At 71.3% G+C, this 21,826-nt stretch carries 21 protein-coding genes; 11 read left to right on the top strand and 10 right to left on the bottom strand.

Annotated features, from left to right (window positions below):
* Nucleotides 1–561 precede the first annotated feature (561 nt).
* Nucleotides 562–1,260: a DUF998 domain-containing protein gene (locus ACH4DZ_RS17980; RefSeq protein ID WP_398288088.1), complete on the top strand. Its 699-nt coding sequence runs from the start codon at nucleotides 562–564 to the stop codon at nucleotides 1,258–1,260.
* Nucleotides 1,257–2,231: an alpha/beta fold hydrolase gene (locus ACH4DZ_RS17975; RefSeq protein ID WP_398288087.1), complete on the top strand. Its 975-nt coding sequence runs from the start codon at nucleotides 1,257–1,259 to the stop codon at nucleotides 2,229–2,231. Before ACH4DZ_RS17980 ends, ACH4DZ_RS17975 begins: the two co-directional genes overlap by 4 nt.
* A 37-nt stretch (nucleotides 2,232–2,268) precedes the next feature.
* Here ACH4DZ_RS17975 and ACH4DZ_RS17970 read toward each other — a convergent pair whose 3' ends face one another.
* The 3 genes from ACH4DZ_RS17970 to ACH4DZ_RS17960 form a co-directional block, all read right to left on the bottom strand.
* Nucleotides 2,269–4,209 (bottom strand): protease pro-enzyme activation domain-containing protein, encoded by a 1,941-nt coding sequence (locus ACH4DZ_RS17970; RefSeq protein WP_398288086.1) that lies wholly within the window; start codon nucleotides 4,207–4,209, stop codon nucleotides 2,269–2,271.
* A gap of 147 nt (nucleotides 4,210–4,356) precedes the next feature.
* Entirely contained in the window at nucleotides 4,357–4,989 is a 633-nt protein-coding gene (locus ACH4DZ_RS17965; protein WP_398288085.1) for a DUF305 domain-containing protein, read from the bottom strand.
* Nucleotides 4,986–5,651: a DUF3105 domain-containing protein gene (locus ACH4DZ_RS17960; protein WP_398288084.1), complete on the bottom strand. Its 666-nt coding sequence runs from the start codon at nucleotides 5,649–5,651 to the stop codon at nucleotides 4,986–4,988. Before ACH4DZ_RS17960 ends, ACH4DZ_RS17965 begins: the two co-directional genes overlap by 4 nt.
* Nucleotides 5,652–5,850: 199 nt before the next feature.
* On the opposite strand from ACH4DZ_RS17960, the gene ACH4DZ_RS17955 reads away from it, so the two are divergent.
* Nucleotides 5,851–6,285, top strand: coding sequence for an RrF2 family transcriptional regulator (locus tag ACH4DZ_RS17955; RefSeq protein WP_398288083.1), 435 nt, complete (start codon nucleotides 5,851–5,853; stop codon nucleotides 6,283–6,285).
* 326 nt (nucleotides 6,286–6,611) lie between these two features.
* On the opposite strand, the gene ACH4DZ_RS17950 is transcribed toward ACH4DZ_RS17955, so the two are convergent.
* The gene (locus ACH4DZ_RS17950; protein WP_398288082.1) at nucleotides 6,612–7,820 is read right to left on the bottom strand and encodes a globin domain-containing protein; all 1,209 of its coding nucleotides are present in this window, start codon (nucleotides 7,818–7,820) and stop codon (nucleotides 6,612–6,614) included.
* A 331-nt stretch (nucleotides 7,821–8,151) separates the two neighbouring features.
* On the opposite strand from ACH4DZ_RS17950, the gene ACH4DZ_RS17945 reads away from it, so the two are divergent.
* From ACH4DZ_RS17945 to ACH4DZ_RS17935, 3 genes are all read left to right on the top strand, one after another.
* Nucleotides 8,152–9,513, top strand: coding sequence for a glutamine synthetase family protein (locus ACH4DZ_RS17945; protein ID WP_398288081.1), 1,362 nt, complete (start codon nucleotides 8,152–8,154; stop codon nucleotides 9,511–9,513).
* Between the two features lie 174 nt (nucleotides 9,514–9,687).
* Nucleotides 9,688–10,161 (top strand): carboxymuconolactone decarboxylase family protein, encoded by a 474-nt coding sequence (locus ACH4DZ_RS17940; RefSeq protein WP_398288080.1) that lies wholly within the window; start codon nucleotides 9,688–9,690, stop codon nucleotides 10,159–10,161.
* 40 nt (nucleotides 10,162–10,201) lie between these two features.
* Entirely contained in the window at nucleotides 10,202–11,125 is a 924-nt protein-coding gene (locus tag ACH4DZ_RS17935) for an RNA polymerase sigma-70 factor (RefSeq protein ID WP_398288079.1), read from the top strand.
* Between the two features lie 21 nt (nucleotides 11,126–11,146).
* On the opposite strand, the gene ACH4DZ_RS17930 is transcribed toward ACH4DZ_RS17935, so the two are convergent.
* Both ACH4DZ_RS17930 and ACH4DZ_RS17925 read right to left on the bottom strand, forming a co-directional pair.
* Complete coding sequence (locus ACH4DZ_RS17930; RefSeq protein ID WP_398288078.1) at nucleotides 11,147–11,911, bottom strand: dienelactone hydrolase family protein; 765 nt, start codon at nucleotides 11,909–11,911, stop codon at nucleotides 11,147–11,149.
* A gap of 97 nt (nucleotides 11,912–12,008) precedes the next feature.
* Nucleotides 12,009–12,503, bottom strand: coding sequence for an ATP-binding protein (locus tag ACH4DZ_RS17925; protein WP_398288077.1), 495 nt, complete (start codon nucleotides 12,501–12,503; stop codon nucleotides 12,009–12,011).
* A gap of 156 nt (nucleotides 12,504–12,659) precedes the next feature.
* On the opposite strand from ACH4DZ_RS17925, the gene ACH4DZ_RS17920 reads away from it, so the two are divergent.
* Both ACH4DZ_RS17920 and ACH4DZ_RS17915 read left to right on the top strand, forming a co-directional pair.
* Nucleotides 12,660–13,529, top strand: a complete 870-nt coding sequence (locus ACH4DZ_RS17920) for a Scr1 family TA system antitoxin-like transcriptional regulator (RefSeq protein ID WP_398288076.1) — start codon at nucleotides 12,660–12,662, stop codon at nucleotides 13,527–13,529.
* Nucleotides 13,526–13,771 carry a DUF397 domain-containing protein gene (locus ACH4DZ_RS17915; RefSeq protein WP_398288074.1) on the top strand — a complete coding sequence of 82 codons (246 nt, stop codon included), beginning with the start codon at nucleotides 13,526–13,528 and terminating at the stop codon, nucleotides 13,769–13,771. The genes ACH4DZ_RS17920 and ACH4DZ_RS17915 overlap by 4 nt, the downstream gene beginning before the upstream one ends.
* Before the next feature lie 33 nt (nucleotides 13,772–13,804).
* On the opposite strand, the gene ACH4DZ_RS17910 is transcribed toward ACH4DZ_RS17915, so the two are convergent.
* Both ACH4DZ_RS17910 and ACH4DZ_RS17905 read right to left on the bottom strand, forming a co-directional pair.
* A complete protein-coding gene (locus ACH4DZ_RS17910) occupies nucleotides 13,805–14,242 on the bottom strand; it encodes a VOC family protein (RefSeq protein ID WP_398288073.1) in 438 nt (145 codons plus the stop codon).
* Between the two features lie 37 nt (nucleotides 14,243–14,279).
* A complete protein-coding gene (locus tag ACH4DZ_RS17905; RefSeq protein WP_398288072.1) occupies nucleotides 14,280–14,651 on the bottom strand; it encodes a winged helix-turn-helix transcriptional regulator in 372 nt (123 codons plus the stop codon).
* 108 nt (nucleotides 14,652–14,759) lie between these two features.
* Between ACH4DZ_RS17905 and ACH4DZ_RS17900 the strand changes: the two genes are divergently transcribed.
* Both ACH4DZ_RS17900 and ACH4DZ_RS17895 read left to right on the top strand, forming a co-directional pair.
* Entirely contained in the window at nucleotides 14,760–15,668 is a 909-nt protein-coding gene (locus ACH4DZ_RS17900; RefSeq protein WP_398288071.1) for an NAD(P)-dependent oxidoreductase, read from the top strand.
* A gap of 156 nt (nucleotides 15,669–15,824) precedes the next feature.
* Nucleotides 15,825–18,833, top strand: a complete 3,009-nt coding sequence (locus ACH4DZ_RS17895) for a bifunctional [glutamine synthetase] adenylyltransferase/[glutamine synthetase]-adenylyl-L-tyrosine phosphorylase (RefSeq protein WP_398288312.1) — start codon at nucleotides 15,825–15,827, stop codon at nucleotides 18,831–18,833.
* Between the two features lie 105 nt (nucleotides 18,834–18,938).
* Here ACH4DZ_RS17895 and ACH4DZ_RS17890 read toward each other — a convergent pair whose 3' ends face one another.
* Entirely contained in the window at nucleotides 18,939–19,868 is a 930-nt protein-coding gene (locus tag ACH4DZ_RS17890; protein ID WP_398288070.1) for a DMT family transporter, read from the bottom strand.
* Between the two features lie 71 nt (nucleotides 19,869–19,939).
* On the opposite strand from ACH4DZ_RS17890, the gene ACH4DZ_RS17885 reads away from it, so the two are divergent.
* A complete protein-coding gene (locus ACH4DZ_RS17885; RefSeq protein ID WP_398288069.1) occupies nucleotides 19,940–20,869 on the top strand; it encodes a LysR family transcriptional regulator in 930 nt (309 codons plus the stop codon).
* Between the two features lie 28 nt (nucleotides 20,870–20,897).
* Here ACH4DZ_RS17885 and ACH4DZ_RS17880 read toward each other — a convergent pair whose 3' ends face one another.
* On the bottom strand, nucleotides 20,898–21,776 hold the full coding sequence (locus tag ACH4DZ_RS17880) for a phosphatase PAP2 family protein (protein WP_398288068.1): 879 nt from the start codon (nucleotides 21,774–21,776) through the stop codon (nucleotides 20,898–20,900).
* Nucleotides 21,777–21,826 lie beyond the last annotated feature (50 nt).

Raw genomic sequence — 21,826 nt, 5'->3', positions numbered from 1 at the left:
CCTCGCGCCCCGGTTCGCGGCTGCGGGTCCGGTGGGGGTTGGCCGCGCAGTTCCCCGCGCCCCTGAAAGGCGGGCCGGTGGGGGCTGGTCGCGCCGGGCCCCGCGCCCCTCGGAGCGCGCCGTTCCTCGCGCCCCGGTTCGCGGCTGCGGGTCCGGTGGGGGTTGGCCGCGCAGTTCCCCGCGCCCCTGAAAGGCGGGCCGGTGGGGGCTGGTCGCGCCGTTCCCCGCGCCCCTCGGAGCGCGCCGTTCCTCGCGCCCCGGTTCGCGGCTGCGGGTCCGGTGGGGGTTGGCCGCGCAGTTCCCCGCGCCCCTAAAGGCGGGCCCGCGCCCCCGCCGGAGGCGCCCCGGTCGGACGTGCACGGAGCTTCCCCAGTCACGACGGGTGTGGCCTTCGAGGTGTAGAGGCTGCGCACTCGGCCGCACCGGCCCCGTCCTTCAGGGGCGCGGGGAACGGCGCAATCTTTTGTCTTTCAGGGGCGCGGGGAACTGCGCGACCAGCCCCCACCGAACCCGCGGCCGAGAACATGCGCAACCAACCCCCCGCCCCGATCATGGGCGTCAATGATCACACCCCGCCCGGCCGCGACAGCCACCCTCCTGGCCCTGGCCGCCCTCGCCTACTCCGCATGGACGATGGAAGCCGTCCTGCCGACTTCCCTCCCCCCGGCCCACACCTACGTGAGTGAACTCGCCGCGACCAACCAGCCGTACACCACCCTCTTCCGCACAGCGGACCTGCTCGCGGGCACGCTGGTGTGCGCCGCAGCCGCGACCCTGTCGGCCCGCCGCACACCACCGACTGCCCGAGCCGCCCTCCTCCTCTTCGGCGCAGCCACAGCCGTCGACTCCCGACTCCCGCTCAGCTGCACCCCCACCACCGACCCGGAATGCGCCGCGCGGGAGACGGCGGCCCTGGTCCCATGGACCCACTCCGCGCACACGGTGAGCAGCACGGTCGCCCTGTGCGGCATCCTCGTCGCCATGGTGACCCTCACCCGTGCGGCCCCTGCGGCCCCCGCCCTCGTGGTGCTCGAACTGGCCGCCACCGCCTGGACGCTGGCCGCGATCGCCGCCCTGGAGACGGGCCACGACGGCTGGGGCGTCGGCATCGCCCAGCGCCTCCAGGTCGGCGTCATCGCGATCTGGCTGGGCGCACTGGCCGTCTCCCTCCTCCACGCCCCCGAGCCCACCGCCCCCGAACCCGCCGCCCCCGAGCCAACCGCCCGCGGCCCTCTTCGCGAAGCGGGCGCCAGCCCATGACCTTCGTCCGCATCGACGGGATCCCGCACCACATCCGCGTCGACGGCCCCGGCCCCGCCCCAGGAATCGGCCCCGGCACCGGCCCCGTCTGCCTGCTCAGCGTCGGCCTGGGCATGTCCTGGTTCGACTGGGACCCCGTGGTGCCGCTCCTCGCCCCGTACCGCACGGTCGTCCGCTTCGACCGGCCCGGCCTCGGACTCAGCGCCCCCGCGCCCGCGCGCGCGTGGCCCACCCTCGCCGGCGAGGCGCAGCGCATCGCGCGCGTGCTCGACGCGGCCGGTGTCCACACGCCCGTCACCGTCGTAGGGCACTCGCTCGCCGGTTTCCACTGCGAGGCCTTCGCCCGGCTCCACCCGGAGCGCACGGCCGGGCTCGTCCTGGTCGACTCCAGCGTCGAGGAGGAACCGCGCCCGAGCCGCGCCCCCGCCCTCCGGAACACCGCCACGCGCGCGTGCGGCACGCTGCTGGCGGGCGCGGGCCTTCCACGGGCACTGGGCCCGCTCCTGCGGCGTACCGCCGTCCGGGCCGAACGCCACATGCACCGCGGCGACCCGGCCCCGTACGACCTCGTCCGACGCGCCTACTCCACCAGCCGCTTCCTGCGGGCCGCCCTCGCCGAGAACGCGACCTACCGGGACCAGGCCGTCGAGCTGGACGGGCTACGGGAGCGGCCTCTGCCGGACGTACCCGTCACCGTCCTGGCCGCCCACGCCCACACCGCCGGTGACAGCGACAGCGACAGCGACGGCGGCAGCGAGGGCGACGGCTCACGGCACTGGCTCCACCGCCAGGAACGCCTCGCCGAGCGCCTCGGCGGCACCTTCCGCGTCTCCGCCCCCGCAGGTCACCTCGTCATGCTCGACCGCCCCCAGGACGTGGCGGCGGCGATCCTGGACGCGCCGAACGAACCGAACGAACCGGTGCGCCCGTCCCCCGCCGGCCAGGAAGAGGAACGGACGCACCGGAGATGAGAAGCCTCAGCGGCTCATTGACGCAGCGGCCAGTGACTCAGCGGCGGTACGAGGTCACGTAACCCGGCGCGGGCGAACCCACCCCCGTGACGTCGTCGTACCCTCGCACAGCCTTCAGGCTGCTGTCCTTGCCGAGGCTGCGGACCGAGGTCAGCAGGCCCTCAGAGGCGTCGAAGGCGTTGACGAAGTCCACGCGTGCCACCGCCAGGTCGCGGCCCGTCGGGCGGTCCGTGACGTCGTGGTAGAGCTTCGTGCCGTAGCGGTCGTAGATCGCCGGGTTGGCGAACCCGATCGGGCGCCCGCCGCGCGCCTGCTGGGCGAGCGCCTGGACACCGGCGATGACCGGCGAGGCGAGCGAGGTGCCGCCGATGCGGTACTCGTCGTACTTCTGCGTCCCGTCCGGGAGGGTCTGCGTCTGCCCGACCAGGAACCCGGTGTTGGGATCGGCGATCGCCGCGATGTCGGGGACCGTACGCATGGCCTGCTTCCCGTTCGCCTTCGCCAGCTTCGACGGCACGACACCCCGCTGGTAGAAGGGCTGCTTCACCGTCGCGCTCGTACCACCGCCCGCGCCCGAGGTGTACGCGCCCGGGAAGTCCGTCCAGGTCTTCCCGTCGTCGGACAGCGCGGCCCTGAGCGTGCCCCAGCCGGTCTCCCACTTGTACGTGTCGCCCTTGCCGACGGCGAGCGAGGTGCCGCCGACCGCCGTCACCCACGCCGAGTTGGCGGGGGTGTCGACCTGCTTCGTACCCGTGTTAGCGACCTCGTCGCCGTTGTCGCCGGACGAGAAGTAGAAGCCGATGCCCTCGATCGCGCCGAGCTGGAAGACCTGGTCGTAGGCGGCGGCGAGGTCCGGCGTCTGGTTGGCCTCGATGTCGCCCCACGAGTTGGAGACGATGTCGGCCAGGTGACCGTCGACGATTTTGCCGAGCGAGTCGAGGAGATCGTCGTCGTAGCAGGACGCGGCGCCCACGTAGACGATGTCCGAGGCGGGCGCTACCGCGTGCACGGCCTCGACGTCGAGGGTCTCCTCCCCGTACCAGCCCGCGGCCCCGCACTCCTCGGTCCGGGTGTACTGACCGGGCAGCACCTGCGTCAACTGGCCGCCGCGGTACGCCGAGTCACCGTGCTTCGCCGCGTACGTGGCCGCGTCCGCCGCGATCGTCGGCGAGGCGTACGCGTCCGTGATCGCGACGGTCACGCCCTTGCCGGTCGCCTTCCCCGCCCCGTAGGCGGCCCGCAGCTGCTTGCCGGTGTACCCCTTCACGGCGTACGGGACCTTCGTGCCGTACGCGCCCGGCAGCGTCGTCGCGGTCTTCGAGCCGTAGTACGACGAGAACGGGCCGGCGTTGTGGAACACGGCGTCCGGAGGCGGCAGCGTGTCGGAGTGGTCCGCCTTGTGCGGGGCGTTGTCCAGGCCGGTCACGGTGAGGACGGCGCCGTTCAGCCCGGCGGGCGCGGAGGCGGCCTTCGAAGGCGCCCGGTACGTCTTCTTCCCCTTGGCGTAGTTGTGCAGCTGCGTGCCGAACGCCTGCTCCGCGTCCGCCACTTCACCGCTCACCGACACGTAGTGCGTGCCGGTGCCCGTGACGGTCAGCCCCGCCGACTTCAGCCAGGCCGTCACCGCGGCCACCTGCGCCTCGGTGGCGCCGAAGCGGGACTGGGCCTGCCGCGCGGTGAGGTACTTCCCGTACGAGGCCGACGACGGGTCGGAGACGGCCTCGGCGTAGGCGCTGAGGCCCGCCGCGTCCCGTCCGGCGAGGTAGACCCGGGCCGACACCCGGGAGCCGTCCGCCGTGGCCCCCTTGTCCGCCCCGGCCGTGGCCCACAGGGGCTTGGTGCCCTGGAGCGTGTCACGGCCGGCCTGGCCGTCGGAGGCGTGGGCCGCGGGTATGCCCAGGGCCAGCGCGCCGGCGAGCAGCGGCAGGGTCGCCGCCATGCTCACACCGGCGCGCACCGCGGCGCGATTGGATCTCATGGAACCCCCAAAGGATCACTGGATGGGGGTCACTCTTGCGATGAACCGTTCATGCCAGGGGAATGGCCGGGACATGGCTGGCCCAAAAACCACCCAAGGAACCGTATGGGAAAGGGATTTGGGGTGCGGTGTCCGGAATCGGAATGGTCAGTGCGGCGGCTTCGCGCCGCGCTTCGCCAACAGGTCCGAGATCAGCTTCATCTCCGACTCCTGCGCCTGCACCATGCCCTGCGCGAGCCGCCGCTCCACACCGACCCGGCAGCGCTCCACACACCCCTTGGCCATGTGCACACCGCCCACGTGATGGGCGTACATGAGCTGCAGGTAGCGCACCTCGGCCGCCTTGCCGGTCAGCTTGCGCAGCGCGTCCATCTCGGTGTTGGTCGCCATGCCCGGCATCAGCGCGCCGTCCTCGCCGGTCCCCATGCCGGCCATGCCCATCCACTCCATGGGCTCGTCGGCGGACACCTTGGGCAGCTCCCACAGGTCCAGCCAGCCGAGCATCATGCCGCGCTGGTTGGCCTGGGTCTGCGCGATGTCGTACGCGAGGCGGCGCACCTCCTCGTCGTCGGTGAGGTCGCGCACGATGTACGACATCTCGACGGCCTGCTGGTGGTGCACGGACATGTCACGGGCGAAGCCGGCGTCCGCCGAGTCCGCCGCGGGCGGCCGCATTCCGGAGTCGTCGCCGTCGGCGACCGCGTACGTGATCGCCCCGGCCGCCACGAGGACGGCCGCGGCGGCTCCCGCGATCCAGCCCGCGGACTTCGTCTTCGTCACTTCGACAGGCCGTTGGTGCAGGCGGCGCCGGGCTCGGGTGTCTGCTTGCCCTGGACGTACGTCTCGAAGAACGTGCCGACGTCCGGGTCGCTCGCGCCCTTCACCGTCCGCTGGTGGCCCCACGCGGAGAGCATGATCGGGTCCTTCTGGTCCTCGACGGGGCTCATCAGCGAGTACGGCGTCTTCTTGACCTTCTCGGCGAGCGCCTTCACGTCGGCGTCGGACGCCTTGCTGTTGTACGTCACCCAGACCGCGCCGTGCTCCAGCGAGTGCACGGCGTTCACGTTCTTGATCGCCGCTTCGTAGACATCGCCGTTGCAGTTCATCCAGACTTGGTTGTGGTCACCGCCGACCGGGGGCTCCATCGGGTACTTCACGTCCTTGGTGACGTGGTTCTGCGTGAGCTTGGTGCTCCACTTCTTCACGCCGTCCTTGCCCGTGACGAACTTCCCCGACGCCGACTTCGAGTCGCTCGCCGCGCTGTCGTCGTCGGACTGCGACTTGATCAGGAACGCGCCACCGGCGACGAGACCGGCGACGACGATCACGCTGGCGGTGATCGTGAGGACCCGGTTGCGGCGCTCGCGGGACTGCTCGGCGCGCCGCATCTCCTCTATCCGCGCCTTGCGCGACGTGGACTCTGTCTTCTTGGCGGAACCCATGGGGTGGTCCTTCTGGGGGAAAGGGGCAGTGGAGTGGTCTGCTGATCGTAGTGGGGGAGGAGGGGTTCCAGGCGGGGAGCCCGGCGGATTGGCGCGGGGAGTCCATGGGATCGGCCGGATCGGCGGGGCACGGAGGATCCCTTGGCAGGCCTCCGGTAGTTAATTTGAATCCGGTATGCGCATTATTTACGCTGCTGGTATGCGGCTGTTGCGATCGACCGACCTGGCTCTGCGCGTCCTGATGCGGCTCGCTGTCGCCGACGAGGCGACGACGCCGACGACGCGTGACGTCTCGGCGGCCATGGAGGTGCCGTACACGCATGCCGCGAAGGTCGTCGCCGAGCTCCAGCATCTCGGGCTGCTCTCCGCGCGGCGGGGGCGAGGGGGTGGGCTCGCGCTCACGGAGGAGGGGCGTACGGCGTCGGTGGGGGCGGTCGTGCGGGCCTTCGAGGGCGAGGGGGACGTCGTCGACTGCGAGGGTGCCTCTCCTTGCCCGTTGCACACGGGGTGTCGCTTGCGGGTCGCTCTGCGGCGGGCGCAGGAGGCGTTCTACGTCTCCCTCGACCCGCTGACGATCACGGACATGGTGGCTGCGCCGACGGGGCCGCTGCTGCTTGCCATCACGATGAACTGAGCCGAGCTGTGGCTGCGCGTGGGGGTTGTTGCTCGGCTGCGGGCCGGTGGGGGCTGGTCGCGCAGTTCCCCGCGCCCCTTGGGGGGTGCCTCTCGGGCTCGTTGGTCGGCTGCGGGCCGGTGGGGGTGGGCCGCGCAGTTCCCCGCGCCCCTTTCGGGGCGCAGGCGACCGTGCGCCCCAGCCCCCACCCAAGGGGCGCGGGGAACGGCGCAATCTTTTGTCTTTGAGGGGCGCGGGGAACTGCGCAATCTTTGAGGGTGCGGAAAACTGCGCGGTCAGCCCCCACCGGCCCGCAGCCGAGGCGCTGCGACGCCGCGGAGCGCGTGTCAGGCGCCAGCCCCCGCCAGCCAGAGGTCAGGGCCGAAGACCTCGTAGTGGATGTCGGCAGGAGAGACCCCCTTCTCCAGAAGCTGCCCGCGCACCGCCCGCATGAAGGGCAGCGGCCCACACAGATACGCCCGCGTGCCGGCCACGACCCCCACCCCCGACAGGTCGACGAGCCCGACCCGGTCGACCGGATGCCCCACCCCCGCCCGCTCGTACCAGAAGTGCGCGACCCCGTCATCGAGCTTCGCCGCATACCCCTCGTGCTCCTCGCGCAGAGCGTGCTCCGCGGGCGACCGGTCCGCGTGCACCACGGTCACCGGAGCCCGGTGACCGCTCGCCACGAGCTGCTCCAGCATGGCGATCATCGGCGTCACACCGATACCGGCGGACGCGAGCAGCACCGGCGTACGCGGGCCGACGTCGAGGACGAGATCCCCGTACGGGGCGGACACTTCGAGCCTGCTCCCGACGTGCACGCGCGCGTGGAGGTGGCGGGAGACCTCCCCGTCGGGCGCGCCCCCGCCGTGCACCCGCTTCACACCGATCCGGCGTACGGACGAGCCGACCGCGCCGATGAGGCTGTACTGCCGCGTCTGGAGGGCCCCGTCCGGCAGCTCGACGCGTACGGAGACGTACTGGCCGGGCCGGAAGGCGGGGGCCGGGGCGCCGTCGGCCGGGCGGATCAGGAAGGTGGCCACGTCCGCGGTCTCCTCGACGCGGTCGACGACCTCCCAGATGCGCCGGCCACCCGGGCCGCCGTCCGCCTCGCTCGCCGCGTACAGCCGCTTCTCGACGGCGATGAGCGCGTTCGCCATCAGCCAGTACACCTCGGTCCAGGCGTCGGCGACCCGCGGGGTGACCGCCTCGCCGAGGACGTCGGCGATGGCGGCGAAGAGGTACTCGTGGACGACCGGGTACTGCTCGGGGGCGATGCCCAGGGAGGCGTGCTTGTGCGCGATGCGGCTGAGCATCGCGTCGGGCCGTACGTCCGGCCGCTCGACGAGCTGGGAGGCGAAGGCGGCGAACGCGCCCGCCAGGGCCTGGCGCTGGGTGCCGGAGGACTGGTTGCCGCGGTTGAAGAGGTCGCGCAGCAACTCGGGGTGGGCCGAGAAGAGGCCGGCGTAGAAGCGTTCGCTGATCTCCCCCAGGGCCCCGCCGACGGCGGGAAGCGTGGCGCGGACGGTGGCGGCGGACTGCTCGGACAGCATCGGGGCTCCTCAAGCTCGACTGCCCGCACCGTATTAAAACTTGCATCTCATATGCAAGTTATAGAGAGGTGTCGGCCGCCGCCGGGGAGTGTGGGCAAGGTGACGGAGAGACGCCTGGGGTCGCCCATTTCCTGTGCGCCGCTCAGCGGGCAAGATGGGCGTCAGCGCAGTACACCTGCCGTGTGCGAGGCGTTCGGGCGGAGGTCGGCCGGACGAACGGGGCCCGCAACGCGCATGAAATGCTGATGTGGTGTGATGCGCAGGTGTGCCCGACCGCCTCCCTGGGACGGGAGCAGGCGGCCTGACCAGCAAGATTGGGTGGAAGCGGAAGATGGACAAGCAGCAGGAGTTCGTGCTCCGTACGTTGGAAGAGCGCGACATCCGTTTCGTACGCCTGTGGTTCACGGACGTGCTGGGCTTCCTCAAATCGGTGGCCGTGGCCCCGGCGGAGCTGGAACAGGCCTTCGACGAGGGCATCGGCTTCGACGGATCGGCCATCGAGGGCTTCGCCCGCGTCTACGAGTCCGACATGATCGCCAAGCCGGACCCGTCGACCTTCCAGGTCCTGCCGTGGCGGGCGGAGGCCCCCGGTACCGCCCGGATGTTCTGCGACATCCTGATGCCGGACGGCTCGCCGTCCTTCGCGGACCCGCGGTACGTGCTGAAGCGAGCCTTGGCCAAGGCCTCCGACCAGGGCTTCACCTTCTACACGCACCCGGAGATCGAGTTCTTCCTGCTGAAGGACAAGCCGACGGACGGCTCGCGGCCGACCCCGGCGGACAACTCCGGCTACTTCGACCACACCCCGCACAACGTCGGCATGGACTTCCGCCGCCAGGCGATCACCATGCTGGAGTCGATGGGCATCTCGGTCGAGTTCTCGCACCACGAGGGCGCGCCGGGCCAGCAGGAGATCGACCTGCGGTACGCCGACGCGCTGTCCACGGCCGACAACATCATGACGTTCCGGCTGGTCATGAAGCAGGTGGCGCTGGAGCAGGGCGTGCAGGCGACGTTCATGCCGAAGCCGTTCAGTGAGCACCCGGGCTCGGGCATGCACACGCACCTCTCGCTCTTCGAGGGCGACCGCAACGCGTTCTACGAGTCGGGCTCCGAGTACCAGCTCTCCAAGGTCGGCCGCTCCTTCATCGCGGGCCTGCTGAAGCACTCGGCGGAGATCGCCGCGATCACCAACCAGTGGGTCAACTCGTACAAGCGCATCTGGGGCGGCTCCGAGCGCACCGCGGGCGCCGGCGGCGAGGCTCCCTCGTACATCTGCTGGGGCCACAACAACCGCTCGGCCCTGGTCCGCGTGCCGATGTACAAGCCCGGCAAGACGGGTTCGGCGCGGGTGGAGGTCCGCTCCCTCGACTCGGGCGCGAACCCGTACCTGGCGTACGCGGTCCTGCTGGCCGCCGGCCTCAAGGGCATCGAGGAGGGCTACGAGCTGCCGCCGGGCGCCGACGACGACGTCTGGGCCCTCTCCGACGCGGAGCGCCGCGCGATGGGCATCGAGCCGCTGCCCCAGAACCTGGGCGAGTCGCTGTCCCTGATGGAACGCAGCGAGCTGGTAGCCGAGACGCTCGGCGAGCACGTCTTCGACTTCTTCCTCCGCAACAAGCGCCAGGAGTGGGAGGAGTACCGCTCCGAGGTGACGGCCTTCGAGCTGCGGAAGAACTTGCCGGTGTTGTAGGGGCGGGCGGGTCGCGGGGGCGGCCGGCTGCTTGAACCACCTGGGGCCGACGGTCGTGGACCGTCGGCCCCAGCAGTTTTTCCGGGAGGCGTGGGTCAACTGGGGTCGTGTCACAGGGGGGTGGGCTGTCTCGTCTTTGGGGTGTAGGTGTCGATCAACCCCGAGGAGTTTGTGATGGACGCTCGGCTGAACTACTTTGCCAGTCCGATGGCCGGTAAGGCTCTCAAGTACTTCATGTCGGCGGGCAAGGCGCTCAAGGAGTCGCCTCTGCCGGCCTCGACGCAGGAGCTGGTGGCCCTGCGGGTGAGTCAGATCAACGGGTGTGCCGTCTGTCTCGACATGCACACCAAGGAGGCCGCCGCCGCGGGGGAGAGCCAGGTGCGGCTCCATCTCGTGGGGGCCTGGCGGGAGGCCACCGTCTTCACCGAGGCCGAGCGGGCGGCGCTGGAGCTGGCCGAGCAGGGGACCCGGGTCGCGGACGCGGCCGACGGGGTCAGCGACGAGGTCTGGGCGCGTGCCGCCAAGCACTACGACGAGGAGCAGCTCACCGCCCTGGTGATCCTGGTGTCCTTCATGAACACGGTGAACCGGCTGAACATCATCACCCGGCAGCCCGCCGGTGACTACAAGGTCGGCCAGTTTCACTGAAGCGAGAAGCGAGAACCGCGAACCGAGAAGGGGAGTCGGCGTGAGCAAGGTCGAGGAGTTCGAGGAGCTGCGGCCGCTGCTGTTCTCGATCGCCTATCGCATGCTGGGCAGCGTGAGTGAGGCCGAGGACGCGGTCCAGGAGACCTGGCTGCGCTACGACGGCTCGGTGACCCGGCCCACGTCGACCAAGGCCTTCCTGTCCGCCACGGTGACCCGTATCTCGATCGACGTACTGCGTTCCGCACGGGTGAGGCGCGAGGAGTACGTCGGTCCGTGGTTCCCCGAGCCGCTGCTCACCGACCCCTACCAGGATCCGGCCCGCTCGGCGGAGCTGGCCGACTCGGTGTCGATGGCCGCGCTGCTGCTCCTGGAACGGCTCAGCCCCCTGGAGCGGTCCGTGTTCGTGCTGCGGGAGGTGTTCGGCTTCGGCTTCGACGAGGTCGCCACGGCGGTGGGGCGGTCGGAGGCGGCATGCCGGCAGTTGCAGGTACGGGCGCGGCGGCACATGCGGGCCGGACGCCCCCGCTTCGAAGCGGACCGTGAGGAACGGGAGCAGCTGGCGGCGCGGTTCTTCGAAGCCCTGCGGGAAGGCGATGTCGGCGGTCTGCGGGACCTGCTCGCCGCCGACGTGTCGATGGTCGGCGACGGTGGCGGCAAGGCCCCGCAACTGGCCCGAGCCGTCATCGGCGCGGAGAACGTGGCGCGGTTGCTCGCCGCCGTCTTTCCGTTGATGGCCCGGGCCGACGTGACCTTCAAGCCGTACGAGATCAACGGCCGGCCCGGAGCGGTCTTCCGCGACCGGGACGGCAAGGTGCTCCACACGATGGTCCTCGAAGCGCTCGGCGGGCGGATCCAGGCCATCCGCTCGGTGATCAACCCCGACAAGCTCGGCCACCTCGGGCCGGTCGCCGACGCGTGGGCCGTCGACCGTGAGGTGAAGGCTCACCAGCGGACGAAGCAGTGACCTCGTCCGGGCCCGCCCGGGTCATGGCCCCGGATCCTCCGTCACGGGCAGGCACTCGGTGAGCAGGTCGACCACGTCGCGCCAGGCTCGCCGCGCGTGCCGCGGGTGGTGGCCGACGCCGGGGAGCGTGGGGTGGTCGACCGGCGGGTGGTGGAAGGCGTGCAGGGCGCCGCCGTAGACCGTGAGGCGCCAGTCGACGCCCGCGGCCTGCATCTCGGCGGTGAACGCGTTCCGTTGCGCGGGCGGCATGATCGGGTCCTCCGACCCGACCCCGGCCCACACCGGGCAGCGAATGCGCGCCGCCTCGCCCGGTCGGCCCGTGGTGGTCGCGTTGACCGTCCCGATCGCGCGCAGGTCGACGCCGTCGCGCCCGAGTTCCAGCCCGACGGCGCCCCCGGTGCCGTAGCCGACGGCGGCGATCCGGTCGGGGTCGGTCCGCGGTTCGGCGCGCAACACGTCGAGCGCCGCATGGCCGATGCCCCGCATCCGGTCGGGATCGGCGAGCAGCGGCAGGCAACGGGCCAGCATCTCCTCGGGGTCGCTCAGATAGCGCCCGCCGTGAAGGTCGAAGGCCAGCGCTATGTATCCCAGCTCGGCGAGAGCGTCGGCCCGGCGGCGCTCGACGTCGCTGAGCCCCGTGCCCTCCGGTCCGAGCAGCACCGCGGGCCGGCGGTCGACACCGGCCGGCAGCGCGAGGTGCCCGATCATCGTCAGACCGTCGGCCGGGTACTCGACCGTACGCGTCGTAATCTTCGTGTTCGCCGTCTTCGTCGTCTTCGCCGTCATGAGGCTGGACTGTAGGGATCGTCGGGCCCGGTCCGGTCGCTGTTCTGCTGCGGGCAGAGCAGCGTGGGTATCCCCCTGAAGTACGGCGAGGGCTCACTCAGTACGGCAGGGTCAGTTCGGCGCGTACCGTCTTGCCGGTCGGCGCCAGGTCCAGGATCTCCCACCGGTCGGCCAGCGCCTCGACGAGCAGCAGGCCGCGGCCTGCCACGGCCGAGGCGTCCGGGACGGGGAGTGCCCCGGGGTGGGGTGGACGGCACTCACCCCGCAGGTCGGTGACGTCGATGCGGAGGAGGCGTGCCGGGCCGGTGGACGCCCTCGGGGCGGGGCTCGTGAACGCCGGTTCCCCGCACAGCGTGAGCGCGAGTTCGAAGTCGCGTCCCGGTACGCGGCCGTGCGTGACGGCGTTCGCCGCCAACTCCGCGACGAGCAGCGCGGCGTTGTCGGAGGCGACGGATCCGTACGGGATGTCCCAGCGGTGCAGCCGGTACAGCGCGAGCTGCCGTGCGAGGCGGGCGCCCAGTGGGGTGGAGCTGAACCGCTGGGTGAACATACGTACGGTAACCGGGGTTCCGTGGGGGACGGTCGGTGTCATGGCCCCAATCTGTGGGGCCTCAGGCTCAGTTCACCAGGTCAGCCACCCGTACGCGGGCCCGGCGTACGGGTTCGCGGGATGGACAGTATGGGTAACCCTGCGTGACCATGGGGGAGTTGGCGGGGTTGTCGGGTGCGGGTGAACGGAGGGATTGGCATGGTGGACGGTACGGGTGGAGGGGGTGCCCCTCTCGGCTGTGGCGGTGGCGGTGAGCCGGAGGTGTCCGACAGCCTCAAGACGTTCGGCGAGGTCGTCAAGGCCTTCCGGAAACGGGCCCGCCTGACGCAGGAGGAGTTCGCGCCCAGAGTGCGGTACTCGGTGCCGACCGTCGCCTCCATCGAGCAGGGGCGCCGTTTTCCGCCACCGGACTTCGTCGAGCGAGCGGAGGAAGTACTCGATGCGTTCGGTGCGCTGCGGGGGGCGGCTCGGCATTTGTCGCGCCAACCCGGACTGGCCAGTTGGTTCCGCCAGTGGGCGCGCTTCGAGGCGGACGCGGTGAGCCTGTACACCTACGAGTGCCGCGTGGTGCCCGGCTTGTTGCAGACGGAGGGGTACGCACGGGCTGTGTCGTTCAGCGTGCCGCCGCTGCCTACCGAAGCGGAGATGACTGAGCGGATCGCTGCCCGCATGGCTCGGCACGAACTGCTGTCGACGAGCCGCAAACCCCTAACGGCGTTCAGCTTCATCGTCGAGCAGGCGGTACTGGAACGGCGTACGGGCGGCGATGAGGTCACTCGGGAGCTGTACGACCATCTGCTCGGCCTGATCGAACGGCACTGGAACGTGGAGTTCCAACTGATGCCGTTGCGGCAGCCGGTGCACGCGGGGCTGGATGGTCCGCTTCAGTTGGCGGAGACTCCGGACAACCGGTGGTTCGGGTACTCGGAGGGGCAGGAGAACGGGCGCCTCATCACTGCCCTGGGAGAGATCAGCCGTCTTCACCAGCGCTATGCCAAGATGCGTTCACAGGCCCTGACTCCAGAGGACTCCCTGGGCTTGTTGCAGCGAATGCGAGGAGCGCTATGAGTATGTCTGACCTGGCCTGGTTCAAGAGCAGTTACAGCGGCTCCCAAGGTGACGACTGCGTCGAGGTCGCCCTGTCCTGGCGCAAGTCCAGCCACAGCAGCGGCAGTCAAGGCGACTGCGTCGAGGTGGCCGCCTGCCCGGACACCGTCCACGTTCGTGACTCCAAAGCGCGACGCGGCCCTCAACTCACCGTCGCCCCAGGCACCTGGACCCGCTTCCTGGCGTACGCGACCAAGAGCTGACGCCGGCCGGTCCAGGCGCCCCGGGCCGGTGGACTACTGCTGCTCCGCCAGGTCCGTCAGCAGCTTGTGCAGCGGCTTCGCCGCCCGTTCGCGGTACTCCTGGATCGCCCAGCCGTTGCCGTCCGGGTCGGTGAAGTGCATAAACGTGCCGCCGTCCTGCGGGGCGTACGCGACGGGCTCGCTGAGTTCCAGGCCCCGTGCGGTCAGTTCCTCGTACGCGGCCTTGGCGTCCGCCACGACCAGCTGCATGCCGTGGTACGTGCCCGGCTGCGGGGTGCCCGACGGGATCGGCACGCCCTTGGCGAGCGCGATCGAACAGCCGGAACCGGGAGGCGTCAGCTGGACCACCCGCGCGCCCGGCATCACCTCCGTGTCGATGTCGACGTGGAAGCCCACCTTGTCCTCGTAGAAGGCCTTCGCCCGGTCGATGTCGGTGACCGGGAGCATGATCACTTCAAGGGCCATGTCCATGGAACGACTCCTTTGTCGTGTCTCGGGTGTGGTGTGCTCAGGCGTGCGAGGCCCCGGCGGTGTCCACCGCGTCCAAGGCCTCGCGGCGCATCCGCTCCGCGCCCCAGGCGCCCAGCGGACCCAGCGCCTGGTTGAGTGTGCGTCCGTGCTCGGTCAGGGAGTACTCCACCCGCGGTGGCACCTCGGCATGGACCTCCCGGTGTACGAGGCCGTCCTCCTCCATCTCGCGCAGGTGCTGTGTCAGCATCTTCTCGCTCACCCCGGGCAGGCCGCGACGCAGTTCGGCGAAGCGGCGTACGCGATGGGCTTCGAGTTCCCAGAGGATCAGGCCCTTCCACTTGCCGCTCACCACGTCGAGCGCGGCGTCGATACCGCAGATGTAAGGCCCGAGTCTCGGCGCCTTGGCCATCGCTGCTCCCCCTCACGGACTTACGGACCTACGGACTTACGAAAAGGTAAGTACCGCAGAAAATAGTGCGTACTTCCTAGATTAGTGAGGCTCTTCGAGCATGGAGGGGTGAACGAACAACAGAACCCCACCAGCGGGCAGCACAGCCCGGTCACCGTCATCGGGCTCGGCCCGATGGGCCGGGCCATGACCCGCACCCTCCTCACCGCCGGGCACCCCGTCACCGTCTGGAACCGCACCGCCGGCCGGGCCGACGGCGTCGTCGCCGACGGAGCGACCCTCGCGGCGACCCCCGGCGAGGCGGTCGCAGTGAGCGACCTCGTCATCCTCAGCCTCACCGACTACGCCGCGATGTACGACGTCCTCGCCGGCGCCACCGGATCGCTCGCCGGCCGGACGCTGGTCAACCTGAGCTCCGACACTCCCGACCGCACCCGCGAGGCGGCGGTCTGGGCGGCGGGTCATGACGCCACCTTCCTCACCGGCGGTGTCATGGTCCCCGCGCCGATGGTCGGCACGGCGGCGGCGCACATCTACTACAGCGGGCGCGGCCAGGTGCTGGAAAGCCGACTGGCGGCACTGGCGCCGCTCGGGACGCCGAGGTACCTGGGCGAGGACCCGGGGCTCGCCCAGCTGATGTACCAGGCCCAGCTCACGGTGTTCCTGACCACCCTGTCCGCGCTGATGCACGCCACCGCGATGCTCGGCAGCGCGGGAATGAAGGCCGCGGAAGCGCTGCCCGAGCTGCTGTCCGCCGCCGACTCGACCGGCGCCATCCTGAGGTCGGCCGAGGAGAACCCCGGCGCCGCGCTCGACGCCGGTGAGCACCCTGGTGACCTCAGCACGGTCACCATGATGGGCGCGACCTCCGACCACATCGTCGAGACGAGTACGTCCCTCGGCCTCGATCCGGCACTCCCGCTGGCCGTGCGAGCGCACTACCGGCGCGCGATCGAGGACGGGCACGGCGGTGACAACTGGACCCGCATCATCGACGGCATCCGAGAACCGCGCTGACCGGACGGCCGGGCCCCGGCACCCCCCGCCGGGCCGTCCAGGCGCTTCCCCCGGCCGCTGCGGCTACGCTCGGAGTCGTACGACCTTGATCGCGTGGGTGCCATCGAGTGGGTGGCGTCGCGCGGGGTGACCTCGCGGGGGATGACGGAGGCCGGGATGACGGTGCCGGGACGCAGGAGCAGTACCTTCTCTCGGCTGCTGCGGCACGGTTTCACCGATCCGTCGGCCGCCGAGCGGCTGCTCGACAGCCCGCAGCTCGCGGCCGTGACGAACGACCCGGTGCTGCTCGACGCCCTCGGCGCCACCGCCGACCCGGATCTGGCACTGCTCGGGCTCGTCCGGATCGTCGAGGCGCAGGCGAACGACGCGGGGCGGCGCGAGCTCCTCGACACGCTGATCGCGGCGAAGCCGCTGCGCGACCGGCTGCTCGGGGTGCTCGGCGCCTCCGACGCGCTCGGCGACCACCTCGCGCGCCACCCGCTCGACTGGCAGGCCCTCGTCACGTACGAGCCGCAGGACCTGCATCCCGGCGTCGCGGAGTTCGAACGCGGGCTCGCCGAGGCGGACGACCCCGTGTCGCTGCGGGTCGCCTACCGCCGGTGCCTGCTGTCCATCGCCGCCCGTGACGTGTGCGGGACCACCGATGTCACGCAGGCGGCGGCCGAGCTGGCCGACCTCGCGACCGCCACCCTGCGCGCCGCGCTCGCCCTCGCCCAGGCCGCCGCGCCCGAGGACGCCGGGATGTGCCGGCTCGCGGTGATCGCGATGGGCAAGTGCGGCGGCCATGAGCTGAACTACGTCTCCGACGTCGACGTCATCTTCGTCGGGGAGCCCGCCGAGGGAACCGACGCGGCCGACGAGGACAAGGCGATGCGGGCCGCCACCCGGCTCGCGGCCCATCTGATGCGGATCTGCTCGGAGACCACGGTCGAGGGATCCATCTGGCCCGTCGACGCCAACCTGCGGCCCGAGGGACGCAACGGCCCGCTCGTGCGCACGCTCAGCAGCCATCTCGCCTACTACCAGCGGTGGGCCAAGACCTGGGAGTTCCAGGCCCTGTTGAAGGCACGGGCCGTCGCGGGGGACGCCGAACTGGGGGAGGAGTACGTCTCCACGATGGCCCCCCTCGTCTGGCAGGTCGCCGAGCGGGAGAACTTCGTCACCGATGTGCAGAAGATGCGGCGGCGCGTCGTCGAGAACATCCCGCCCGCCGAGATCGAGCGCGAGCTGAAGCTCGGCCCCGGTGGACTGCGGGACGTCGAATTCGCCGTACAGATGCTGCAGTTGGTGCACGGGAGGGTCGACACGTCACTGCGCAGCGGGACCACCCTCGACGCCCTGAAGGCACTGGCGGCGGGCGGGTACGTGGGACGCGTCGACGCCGTGCAGTTCGACGAGGCCTACCGGTTCCTGCGGTCCATGGAGCACCGCATACAACTCTTCCGGCTGCGGCGCACCCACCTCGTCCCCGAGGACGACGCCGATCTGCGGCGCATCGGACGGTCGCTCGGGCTGCGCACCGACCCGGTCAAGGAACTGAACCGGGAGTGGAAGCGGCACGCCGGTGTGGTGCGGCGGCTGCACGAGAAGCTCTTCTACCGGCCGCTGCTCGACGCGGTCGCCCAACTCGCACCCGGCGAGAGCCGGTTGAGCCCGGGAGCGGCCCGGGAGCGACTGGTCGCCCTCGGCTACGCGGACCCGGCCGCCGCGCTGCGCCACCTGGAGGCGCTGGCCTCCGGTGTCTCCCGCAAGGCCGCCATCCAACGCACCCTGCTGCCCGTCCTGTTGGGCTGGTTCGCCGACTCCGCCGACCCCGACGCGGGGCTGCTCAACTTCCGCAAGGTCTCGGACGCGCTCGGCAAGACCCCCTGGTACCTGCGGCTGTTGCGGGATGAGGGAGCCGCCGCCGAGAACCTCGCCCGGGTGCTCTCCGCCGGACGGCTCGCCCCCGACCTGCTGATGCGGGCGCCCGAGGCCGTGGCGCTGCTCGGCAACGGCTCCAGCGGTGGACTCGTCCCGCGCACCCGCGCCCACCTGGAGCAGGAGATCCTGTCCGCGGTGGGCCGGGCCGGCAAGGGGGAGGCCGCGGTCACCGCGGCACGTGGCGTACGGCGGCGGGAGCTCTTCCGTACGGCCGCCATCGACATCGTCAGCTCCTACGGCACCGAGGAGACGCCCGCCAACGCCGACCAGGGCGCGCTCGTCGACCTGGTCGGAGGCGCCATCTCGGACCTCACGGCGGCAACCCTTGCCGGCACCCTGCGGGCCGTCGTCCGCGACGGCTGGGGCGAGACACTGCCCACCCGCTTCACGGTCATCGGCATGGGCCGCTTCGGCGGCCACGAACTGGGTTACGGGTCCGACGCGGACGTGCTCTTCGTGCACGAGCCCCGGGAGGGCGTGGGCGAGGAGGAGGCCGCGCGGGCCGCCAGTGCCGTCGTCTCCGAGATGCGCAGGCTGCTGCAGATCCCCAGCGCCGACCCGCCGCTGCTCGTCGACGCCGATCTGCGTCCCGAGGGCAAGTCAGGGCCGCTCGTACGGACGTTGAAGTCGTACGAGGCCTACTACCGGCGCTGGTCGCTGGTGTGGGAGTCGCAGGCGCTGCTGCGGGCCGAAGTCGTGGCGGGGGACGAGGAGTTGGGGCGCAGGTTCCTCGACCTCGCCGATCCGCTGCGGTATCCGGCGGAGGGGCTCGGGGAGGACGCCGTACGGGAGATCCGGCGGCTCAAGGCGCGGATGGAGACCGAGCGGATGCCTCGCGGGGCGGACCCCACTCTGCACACCAAGCTGGGGCGGGGCGGGCTGTCCGACGTGGAGTGGACCGTGCAGTTGCTGCAGCTGCGGCACGGGTGGGTGGAGCCGGGGCTGCGGACGACGCGTACGCGGGAGGCGCTGGCCGCCGCCTGTGCGGCGGAGCTGATCTCCGGTGAGGACGCGGCGACGCTGGATGAGGCGTGGGTGTTGGCCACTCGGGTGCGGAATGCTGTGATGTTGGTGCGGGGGCGGGCGGGGGACACGTTTCCGTCCGACGGGCGGGAGTTGGCGGCAGTGGGTCGTTACCTGGGGTACGGCCCGGGGCATGTGGGGGACATGCTCGATGACTATCGGCGTACTACGCGGCGGGCGCGGGCGGTGGTGGACGAGCGGTTCTATGGGGCGCAGTGATGTCGGCCGGGTTGTTTTCGCCCCCGCCGCCCCTACCCGTTCCCGTCACTGACTCGGGGGCCAGCCCCCGAACCCCCGCTCCTCAAACGCCGGAGAGGCTGTCTCCTAGCCCGTCCGGCGTTTGAGGACCGGGGGTTCGGGGGCAGCGCCCCCGAGGCAGGTACGGGACGGGTAGGGGCGGCGGGGGCGAGAAAACGCCACCCCGACCAGCACCACCCCCATCCCCGCCACCACCCGCCACCCGACCTCCTCGCCCAGGAACACCGCGCCCAGCCCCACCGACACCACCGGCAGCAGGTACCCCACCGTGGCCGCACTCGTCGGGCCCTCGTCCGCGATCAGGCGGTAGTTGAGGTAGAACGTCACCCCCGTCCCGAGGACGCCGAGCGCGGTCACCGCCAGGAGACCCGTGGCGTCGGTGTGCACGGGCCCGGCCGCGGGCAGCGCCAGGGTCGTCCACGCCGTGGCCGTCAGCAACTGCGCCGCCGAGACGGCGAGCGGCGCCCCCCGCCCCGTAAGCGTGCGCGCCATGTACGCGAAGGCCACGGCGTAGCTCGCCGCCGCGCCCAGCAGGGCCAGCGCGCCCCAGGTCAGCAGCCCCGAGCGATGCCACGGGGCGAAGATCAGGAGCGTACCGGCGAAGCCCAGGAACAGGCCGGCCAGACGGAGGCGGCCGAGTCCGCGGTCCGTGCCCAGGGCGATCCCGATCAGCAGCGACCACAGGGGAGTCGTCGCGTTCAGGACGCCCGCGACGCCCGAGTCCACCGTCTGCTCGCCGACGCTGAACAACGCGAACGGGATCGCGTTGCAGAAGAGGGCCGCGACGACGAGGCGGCCCCATGTCCCGCGGTCGCGGGGCAGGCGCTGGCCCGCCGAACGGGCCAGGAGCAGGAGCACGGCCGTGCCCAGCGCACAGCGCGTGATGGTGATCTGGGCCGGGGACAGCCCATGGTTCAGGGCGAGCTTGATCCACAGGAAGCCCGAGCCCCAGAGGAGTGCCAGGGCGGCCATGCGGAGGGACGAGGTGAGCGGCATGCGTCCACCGTGAGTCACGAGTGACATAAGGACAAGTGAAAGATCTTGCATGCACTGTTAACCTGACCTACATGCTTGATGTGCGACGCATGCAGATGCTGAGAGCCGTGGTCACCAGCGGGTCCGTGACGGCGGCGGCGACGCGGCTCGGCTACACGCCCTCGGCGATCAGCCAGCAGATCGCGGTACTGGAGAAGGAGGCCCGTACGCCCCTGCTCGAACGGGTCGGCCGGGGCGTACGGCCCACCGAGGCCGGACTGCTGCTCACCGGATACGCGGACACCATCGGCCGCCAGGTCGCCGAGGCCGAGACCGCGCTCGACGACCTGCGGGCAGGCCGGACCGGGCGGCTCGCGGTGCGGTACTTCGCGACGGCGGGGGCCGCGCTGGTCGCCCCGGCGGTGGCCCGGGTGCGGGCCGAACACCCGGGTGTGCAGATCGAGTTGAAGCTCGTCGACCCCGAGGACCCGCTGCCGGACGTACGGGAGGGCCGCGCCGACCTGGCCCTCGTGGTGCGCCCGGAGGAGGAGGGACAGGCAGGAGAGGGGCAGGCGGCGGAGGCCGGGGCCGACGGCGTACGGCTCGTGCGGCTGCTCGACGATCCGTATCGCGCCGTGCTGCCGAAGGGGCACCCGCTGGCGGGGCGGCGGGCCGTGGCGCTGGCCGACCTCGCCGAGGAGCCGTGGGTCGGCAGCGAGTGGCCCGGGCCCTGTCTGGACGCACAGCTCTCGGCGTGCGAGGCCGCCGGGTTCCGGCCCCGGTTCGTGGTGGAGAGCGGGGACTACGTGACCGCGCAGGGGTTCGTCGCGGCGGGGCTCGGCGTCAGCCTGGTCCCGCGCCTGGGTCTGGGCAGCCGGCACCCCGGAGTGGTCGTACGGGAGGTCCGGGGGCCGGAGCCGGTGCGGTCGATCTTCGCCGCGGTGCGGGAGGCGGCGACCCCGACACCCGCGCTGCGGAGTTTCCTGCAGGCGCTGCGGGAGGCCGGGGGAGGCGGGGAGTGACCCCGCCCCGGACGCCCGCCCCGGCCTCTCAGGCTTGGGGCGGGGCCTTCTGCGGGGTCTTTTGCGGGGTCTTCTGTGGGACCTGCTGCGGAAGCGCGTACGGCATCGACCCGTACCAGAGCCTCGCCACCAGGTAGCCGAACGCCAGGCAGGCCATGCCGCCCACCGCGTCCAGCCAGAAGTGGTTGGCCGTGGCGACGATGACCACCAGGGTCGCCACGGGGTAGAGCAGGCCCAGGACGCGGACCCAGGGGACCGAGGCCAGGGCGAAGATCGTGAGGCCGCACCACAGGGACCAGCCGATGTGCATGGACGGCATCGCGGCGTACTGGTTCGACATGCTCTTCAGGTCGCCGGAGGCCATCGAGCCCCAGGTCTGGTGGGCCACGACCGTGTCGATGAAGCCGTTGCCGTTCATCAGGCGCGGCGGGGCCAGCGGATACAGGTAGTAGCCGACCAGGGCCACACCCGTGGTGGCGAAGACGACCGTGCGCGTGGCCGCGTACCGGCCCGGGTGGCTGCGGTAGAGCCACACCAGGACGCCGATGGTCACCACGAAGTGCAGGGTCGCGTAGTAGTAGTTCATGCCGACGATCAGCCAAGTCACCGAGTTCACGGCGTGGTTGACCGATTCCTCGACGGCGATGCCGAGGTCGTGCTCCACTCTCCAGAGCCAGTCGGCGTTCTCCAGCGCCTGGGTCCGCTGCTCCGGAACGGCGTTGCGGATCAGTGAGTACGTCCAGTAACTCACCCCGACGAGCAGGATCTCGAACCAGAGCCGGGGGCGGCGGGGCGTACGCAGCCTGCGCAGGAGACGGTGTCCCGCGCTGCCGTGCGCCTCCTCCGCGACGGGCTGTGGAGGGGCCTGCTCCTGGCCTTCCAGTGTCGTCACGGTGCTCTCACCCATAGGGACAGAGTCTGCCAGATGAGCCTTTCCCGACCGATCATCCCTTGGGT

The organism is Streptomyces sp. NPDC017991 (assembly GCF_044328075.1).
Lineage (GTDB): Bacteria > Actinomycetota > Actinomycetes > Streptomycetales > Streptomycetaceae > Streptomyces.
Note: the sequence above shows the minus strand (reverse complement) of the source record. Positions and strands in the feature narration are given on the sequence as shown.

What these genes read in the sequence shown, in the direction of transcription:
- ACH4DZ_RS17980 (WP_398288088.1), top strand. Translation starts at nt 562, where the DNA reads ATGATCACACCCCGCCCGGCCGCGACAGCCACCCTCCTGGCCCTGGCC.
- ACH4DZ_RS17975 (WP_398288087.1), top strand. Translation starts at nt 1,257, where the DNA reads ATGACCTTCGTCCGCATCGACGGGATCCCGCACCACATCCGCGTCGAC.
- ACH4DZ_RS17970 (WP_398288086.1), bottom strand. Translation starts at nt 4,209, where the DNA reads ATGAGATCCAATCGCGCCGCGGTGCGCGCCGGTGTGAGCATGGCGGCG.
- ACH4DZ_RS17960 (WP_398288084.1), bottom strand. Translation starts at nt 5,651, where the DNA reads ATGGGTTCCGCCAAGAAGACAGAGTCCACGTCGCGCAAGGCGCGGATA.
- ACH4DZ_RS17955 (WP_398288083.1), top strand. Translation starts at nt 5,851, where the DNA reads ATGCGGCTGTTGCGATCGACCGACCTGGCTCTGCGCGTCCTGATGCGG.
- ACH4DZ_RS17950 (WP_398288082.1), bottom strand. Translation starts at nt 7,820, where the DNA reads ATGCTGTCCGAGCAGTCCGCCGCCACCGTCCGCGCCACGCTTCCCGCC.
- ACH4DZ_RS17945 (WP_398288081.1), top strand. Translation starts at nt 8,152, where the DNA reads ATGGACAAGCAGCAGGAGTTCGTGCTCCGTACGTTGGAAGAGCGCGAC.
- ACH4DZ_RS17940 (WP_398288080.1), top strand. Translation starts at nt 9,688, where the DNA reads ATGGACGCTCGGCTGAACTACTTTGCCAGTCCGATGGCCGGTAAGGCT.
- ACH4DZ_RS17930 (WP_398288078.1), bottom strand. Translation starts at nt 11,911, where the DNA reads ATGACGGCGAAGACGACGAAGACGGCGAACACGAAGATTACGACGCGT.
- ACH4DZ_RS17925 (WP_398288077.1), bottom strand. Translation starts at nt 12,503, where the DNA reads ATGACACCGACCGTCCCCCACGGAACCCCGGTTACCGTACGTATGTTC.
- ACH4DZ_RS17920 (WP_398288076.1), top strand. Translation starts at nt 12,660, where the DNA reads ATGGTGGACGGTACGGGTGGAGGGGGTGCCCCTCTCGGCTGTGGCGGT.
- ACH4DZ_RS17915 (WP_398288074.1), top strand. Translation starts at nt 13,526, where the DNA reads ATGAGTATGTCTGACCTGGCCTGGTTCAAGAGCAGTTACAGCGGCTCC.
- ACH4DZ_RS17910 (WP_398288073.1), bottom strand. Translation starts at nt 14,242, where the DNA reads ATGGACATGGCCCTTGAAGTGATCATGCTCCCGGTCACCGACATCGAC.
- ACH4DZ_RS17905 (WP_398288072.1), bottom strand. Translation starts at nt 14,651, where the DNA reads ATGGCCAAGGCGCCGAGACTCGGGCCTTACATCTGCGGTATCGACGCC.
- ACH4DZ_RS17895 (WP_398288312.1), top strand. Translation starts at nt 15,825, where the DNA reads ATGACGGTGCCGGGACGCAGGAGCAGTACCTTCTCTCGGCTGCTGCGG.
- ACH4DZ_RS17890 (WP_398288070.1), bottom strand. Translation starts at nt 19,868, where the DNA reads ATGCCGCTCACCTCGTCCCTCCGCATGGCCGCCCTGGCACTCCTCTGG.
- ACH4DZ_RS17885 (WP_398288069.1), top strand. Translation starts at nt 19,940, where the DNA reads ATGCTTGATGTGCGACGCATGCAGATGCTGAGAGCCGTGGTCACCAGC.
- ACH4DZ_RS17880 (WP_398288068.1), bottom strand. Translation starts at nt 21,776, where the DNA reads ATGGGTGAGAGCACCGTGACGACACTGGAAGGCCAGGAGCAGGCCCCT.